Consider the following 5,018-nt stretch of genomic DNA (forward strand, 5'->3'; position numbering starts at 1 on the left):
GTGGCAACCGACCTACAGGTCTACTTCTGCGACCCGCGCAGTCCCTGGCAACGCGGCAGCAACGAAAACACCAACGGCCTGCTCAGGCAGTACTTCCCGAGAGCAACAAACTTCTCCCATGTCTCGCAGGCCCAACTCGACGACGTCGCCCTACGGCTCAATCAACGGCCCCGAAAAACCTTGGACTTCGAAACGCCGGCCGATAGGCTGCAGAAAGTGTTGCAATGACCGGTTGAAACCACCGGCGCATTGCTGACATTGATCGGAAACAGATAATCCGGAATGCCGCACCCAGGTGCCGCGTTCGGCTAGGTGTTTGCAGTACCGCGTGACAAGCGCACACCAGGGCCACCGCCATTCTCTGCGATGAACTCTATTCCGGCTGCTTCGAACGTTGCTTTAAGCTGAACTATTGTGGACTGTTTCAACGTCTCGCCTCGTTCGAATCGCACAACCGTTTGAGTTGAGACTCCGGCCTCCTTAGCAAGCTCTAAAACGCCCCAGCCCAATGCAGCTCGTGCCATGCGACACTGCACCGGGTTCATAAAATCACCATAATATAGTGATTTTGATTGATCATATGCTGCACTTTGTGTAGTCTCGATTTCAATTGGGCGGCCGGATAGGTGATGCAACACCGATCCGGCCTGGCCACGTGCAAGCTGTTGTGGAGCTCGGATCATGGCTGATTCCGATAATAGCATGACTTTGTCTTCCGTCACGCTGGGGGGACGTGGCGAGCAGGCTACAAAAAGATCTGCTCGTTCCGACGAAGCAGATCCGGCGCTTGCGCTGCTAAGAGACTGGTTGCGGGCGCAGCATGTCTCGCAGGTCCTCTGCCGACTTCAGCAACGCCTGGAAACGCGCGTTCTCGGCGAAGCCTGTCCGGCGGCGACGGATGCGAAGGTTGGTTACTCGATCGCCTGCCAAGCGGAAGTCGAGGCTGCGACAGTTGTTTTGAAGATTCAGGATAGACTTCCGCGTACGCCCGCACACTCACTTCTCGGCGTTGTCGCCAAGCTGGAGATAATCGTGGGCGCAGATCGCGACATCGACGACCCAACAGATTTTCCCTGGCCACATATCGAGTCGATACTGCGTGACTTGAAGGAAATCACCGGGAGTGTGCCGCTTGAGCGACCTGATCGATCCATCGTTCAGGCGGACTGTCGGCGATATCAAGCAATCGCGGCCGAATTGGTCGGTCTCGAAAAGCGCACCGCTGACCTTCATTTTGGTCAGCAACCGGCCGCTGGGATTGATGCAAAGTAGAAAAGGATACGCAAGCGCACGTAACGGCCATTCGGCGCTGAGGCGATCCAGGCCATCTTTGTCCCGATGGAGATATGCTCGGAACAGAAACGGTGAAGGCGGCACGGCGTGCTGCAAAACGCGGCGCTAGACGCGACGCCGAGACCGAGGAGGTTGCGGAGGCTTTCGACAAGCTGGAAGCCGCAGGCAAGGTCCGGCACTTCGGTGTATCCAACCACACCCCTGGCCAGATCGAACTGCTTAAATCGGTAGTCAAGCAGCCGCTGGCGTTCAACCAGCTGCAGTCCTCTCTTGCTCACCCGAGCCTCGTCGCCCAGGGAATAGCCGCCAACATGGCCGGGTTGGACCAGTCGGCTGTGCGGGACGGTGGACTTCTCGACTATTCCCGCTTGAAGGGCATGATGCTCCAAGCTTGGTCACCATTTCAGAAGGGGTTCCTCGACGGCTCCTTCATTGGCGATCGCACGGACTGTGCTGAGCTGAACGATGTTCTGGATCAGGTCGCGAAGGTCCACCGCTTAACGACGACCGGGATCGCGGTCGCCTGGATCGTTCGCCACCCGGACAATATCCAGGTGGTGCTGGGAACCACCAACCCGGAGCGTGTTGCCGTTGCCGCGGCCGCTGCCGGCGCGAAAATTCGTCTCTCACGTGAGGAATGGTACCGCCTTTTTCGCGCCGCCGGCCATTGCGTGCCTTAGCTGCAAGGCGGCGTGGGTATTGGTTCGGCGCGACCCGACGGCGGCAACGGGCTTCTGCGGCAACCTCTGCCTAACACACCGTTTCACGCCCAGGCGAAAGGTCCCACGCCGGCACGTGACGCCTTGGAATTGGCAGTCGGTCAGTAGACCTCAGGAGGAGCGCTTCATGCAATTAGCCACCCGTACCGTTGTCTTCTTCCTGTTGCCGGAATTCTCATTGCGGACCTTATCGTCTGCGCTCGAGGCGCTGAAGCTAGCGCACCAGAAAGGGCGCGGCGCCTGAGGTCGCAGTTAGTGTGGTGTGGTTGCGTTCACTTCGGCCAGTTTCGCAACGGCTCGCGCAACCTTCCGGGCCGCAGAGTCGGTGTACCTGAAGCTGAGCATCAATTCGTGCTGCAGCAACGCGAGCCTAGCCGCGCGATAGATGGGGCCACTCCGGGCGATCTTAGGGTTGAGTGGAAATGTCGGGGTCATGGTGACGAATCCTTTCACCGCTTTCCGGTGAAAGCCGGGCCTGGGGATGGAAATCAGTCGTTCTGGATGACGACGTGGCGATGGCGATGCGAGCGCTTGATGACGACAGTATCGCTGTTATGGCCGTGCCAACGGCGCTTGCCGTGGTCATAGAACGCTTCGGTGCCGTGCTTGCGATGATGAAGGCGCTGCCCATCGTTGTTGATGACGGCCACGCGCTCGCCATCCATGTGCCGGTGATGGTGTTTGTTCGTGGTGATGACGAGTGCATCAGCCGAAGCCACCGCAGGCGCGGCCAAGCAAAGCGCCATCGCGCCCAGAATGAGGGTGGTTTTCATTATCAGTTCTCCGAGAAATTAAGATGCCCTTGGGCGGGTAAACATCTCTGCAGGGATTTTGTTCCTGCGTCAAAAGCATCTCGAGTTCACACCTGGATATCGGCACGCCGGCCACGGTCGGCCATGCCAACGTGCTAGCCAATAGAGCCGCCGCTGCCACGTAGCAGATGGGTTTCACGCGACCTGCAGCTGTTCGACGGAACCCGCCTCTGACAATGCAACCAGCCGGACAATGGCAAATGCGGCCATCACCATGAAAACCGCCGTGACGTTCAGAAATGTCGTCGACGCAAAAATGCTGGCGCTCTGGTCAAAGAAACTAAGTCCCATGGCCGTCTTCCCCTTAAAACCCCCTTGCATCATGATCCTGCTTCAACCGAATACAAGGATATGCTAATATGCTCCAAATCCGAGTGGGCTTCGTCTTGCCGCATTGAGGCGCGCCTCGCCATTGAAAGAAAACTCGCCGGGCGAGGAACCCCAATCCCTCAATCCCGGCGAAGGTTTACTTCCTGATCCCCGCGATCAGGACCGATGGGAGGAACACCGGCAATATCTACAATGCAAAACCGGTGCCAGTATTTTTTGTCCCGAAACGAGACAGGGCTCACACGGTGCTGAACGGCGGCAAAGGCTGAACGCGCTTTGGGGGCTACAGAGGCGGTGAAACCAACCCCTCCGCCGCTCGTTGAGCCATGCTGGTTGATCCCAGCACTCCATGACTTGGCCCGCTGTTCTCCCTCAGAGTCGCGGGCTTTTTTGGGACATTCCGAGCGACCGGAGCTTTCGGTCCGTCCCTGTCGATCACTCCAAGCACGTCTCGATCGGAACAAAAGCCGGCCACTGCTTCCTCAGTGTGGCCGGCTTGTTTGGGATCGCGGTGATCAGAATCTGTAGTTCACACCGACGACAGCGGTATGTAACTGTATTTTGGCGATGACAGGGCTATCGGTCAGGTAGTCATCCGAACCCAAATCGAAATACTTGTATTCTGCCTTGGCTGTCCAATGCTGGTCAAAGGCGTATTCAGCGCCCAAGCCCACGGTCCAACCGGCTTTCGTTTTCTTTGTGTCGAACGTGGTGCCGCCAGCGTTACGGTCATAGATATCGATGGTCCCGTAACCCAATCCCCCGGTGCCATAAATCAGCAGATTGTCCATCGCCAGCCCGAGTCTGCCGCGAACGGAGCCGAGCATGCTTACCTTGGAACCGCAGGTAAAAGTCGCGTTTGGGCACGCCGTGGAGCCGTTGATGCCCGCTGCCGAGATGTCGGCTTCCACGCCGTAAACAATGTTGTCGGTTTGGAGGTTGTAGCCAACCTGCAAGCCGCCAAGACCGCCGCYACCGCTATGGTTGGCAGGATCGGGTGCGGGCAGGAAGTCAAAATCAACATGGTCCCATCCGCCACCAGCATGAACGCCGATATAGGCTCCCGACCAATTGTATGATGAAGCTGCCGGTAACTCGGCCACAGCGTCCGCCGCCATGGCGCCGGTCGCAAGCCCAGCAACCATGCTAGCTGCCAGAAGTATCGACTTCATGTTAAATCCCTCGCCAAATCAAAAACAAAATAACAGGCTGTAATCAGCAAACCTGCTCACGTTTGCGAGATACGAAACTTATTTTCTGTTGCCTTTTTGGCACAAGCGTCCGGCAGGACTTCGCCAATATCGACGAATATGAACTACTCGGCGGTCCCGCCGGTAAGAACGCCGCTAAACTTGGTCGTCAAAGCCGCGTTCGCCGATTTGCTCTCCGCATTGAGCGAGCTCCGATTGCCGCGACGCTCGTAACTCGTCTGACCGTGCCCGCCCTATACCCTCGACTGGCCAGGGGCTCTCGTGCCGGCGCCGAGCCGGAGCACTCTCCGGCGGACAGGGACGCCAGGGCGGTCACAGCGCCAGTGCCGCAGCGACCCGTTCCTGGAAATACTGCACTCCCCGCTCATGCCGCCCCGAGAGCGGGCCGGAGCTATAGGCCCCTGCGGCATAGTTTCGATGCGTATCGGCGCAGATGGTATAGTCCTCGCGTACCACGGCCAGGGTGCCTTGCACAGATTTCGCCCTGCTCTCGGATGCTTCAGCAGAGGTGTCGGCAAAGAAGAAATGGTAGTGCTGGTCTGTGTGATGCGGTGAGGTCGGGTTGATTCGGCTAACGTTCATGCCGCCATCGAAAAGCGACAGCGTCCAGTTCGGCCACATCCAAAGCCATTTGCCGCGATAGAACAGGCCGT

The 5,018-nt window shown here is 58.1% G+C and carries 8 protein-coding genes; 3 read left to right on the top strand and 5 right to left on the bottom strand.

The genetic code is table 11. The features are described from left to right. A partial coding sequence (locus AC1DX4_RS34910) for an IS30 family transposase (RefSeq protein ID WP_477224661.1) occupies window positions 1-228 on the top strand: 228 nt, incomplete at its 5' end. A gap of 80 nt (window positions 229-308) precedes the next feature. Here AC1DX4_RS34910 and AC1DX4_RS34915 read toward each other — a convergent pair. After that, window positions 309-545 carry a helix-turn-helix transcriptional regulator gene (locus AC1DX4_RS34915; RefSeq protein ID WP_352806066.1) on the bottom strand — a complete coding sequence of 79 codons (237 nt, stop codon included), beginning with the start codon at window positions 543-545 and terminating at the stop codon, window positions 309-311. Between the two features lie 136 nt (window positions 546-681). Between AC1DX4_RS34915 and AC1DX4_RS34920 the strand changes: the two genes are divergently transcribed. Continuing rightward, window positions 682-1,272: a hypothetical protein gene (locus tag AC1DX4_RS34920; protein ID WP_477224662.1), complete on the top strand. Its 591-nt coding sequence runs from the start codon at window positions 682-684 to the stop codon at window positions 1,270-1,272. Between the two features lie 74 nt (window positions 1,273-1,346). Next, the gene (locus AC1DX4_RS34925; protein WP_477224663.1) at window positions 1,347-1,973 is read left to right on the top strand and encodes an aldo/keto reductase; all 627 of its coding nucleotides are present in this window, start codon (window positions 1,347-1,349) and stop codon (window positions 1,971-1,973) included. Window positions 1,974-2,500: 527 nt separating this feature from the next. Here the strand turns inward: AC1DX4_RS34925 and AC1DX4_RS34930 are convergent. The 4 genes from AC1DX4_RS34930 to AC1DX4_RS34945 all read right to left on the bottom strand — a co-directional run. Beyond that, window positions 2,501-2,785, bottom strand: coding sequence for a hypothetical protein (locus tag AC1DX4_RS34930; protein ID WP_477224664.1), 285 nt, complete (start codon window positions 2,783-2,785; stop codon window positions 2,501-2,503). A gap of 174 nt (window positions 2,786-2,959) precedes the next feature. Continuing rightward, window positions 2,960-3,148: a hypothetical protein gene (locus tag AC1DX4_RS34935; RefSeq protein WP_477224665.1), complete on the bottom strand. Its 189-nt coding sequence runs from the start codon at window positions 3,146-3,148 to the stop codon at window positions 2,960-2,962. A 521-nt stretch (window positions 3,149-3,669) separates the two neighbouring features. Beyond that, complete coding sequence (locus tag AC1DX4_RS34940; RefSeq protein ID WP_477224666.1) at window positions 3,670-4,326, bottom strand: outer membrane protein; 657 nt, start codon at window positions 4,324-4,326, stop codon at window positions 3,670-3,672. 351 nt (window positions 4,327-4,677) lie between these two features. Beyond that, the coding region (locus tag AC1DX4_RS34945) for an SRPBCC family protein (protein ID WP_477224667.1) at window positions 4,678-5,018 on the bottom strand (341 nt) is incomplete at its 5' end.

Source organism: Mesorhizobium sp. P3_A8, from assembly GCF_056402995.1.